The following is a 391-nucleotide window of genomic DNA, read 5'->3' as shown; positions in this document are numbered from 1 at the left end:
CCTCGCCCATCCACTCCAGGGACGTGATCGACTCGCGGTACGCCTCGACGAGGTGGGCCACGAGCGTGTCCATGCGCTCTTTGTGCGACGGCGGGAAGTGCCGCTCGACGTACACCTTGCCGACGGCCTCGCCCAGCGCACCCTGCACCAGGCCGACGCCGCGCTTCCAGCGGTCGCGGACCTCCTGCGCGCCCGAGAGCGTGCGGCCGTAGAAGTCGAAGTTGGCCTCGACGACCTCGTCCGTGAGGTACGGCGCGCGCGCGGACACCACGTGGTACGTGGTCCACGCCTGCCAGTCCGCGAGCGGGGCCTCCGCCCAGAGCTGCGCGAAACCCTCGGCGAACGACGGCTCGCGCACGACGAGCCGGTCGAGCGCGCCCGCGGGCGCGCC

Annotated in this window: 1 pseudogene; it reads right to left on the bottom strand. The window is 72.9% G+C overall.

Annotated features, from left to right (window positions below):
- Positions 1 to 391: pseudogene (locus G3I71_RS49600) on the bottom strand (peptidase M13); the annotation flags it as partial.

Source organism: Streptomyces sp. SID12501, from assembly GCF_010550245.1.
Taxonomy (GTDB): Bacteria; Actinomycetota; Actinomycetes; order Streptomycetales; family Streptomycetaceae; genus Streptomyces.
This window is presented reverse-complemented; position numbering and strand designations above follow the sequence as displayed.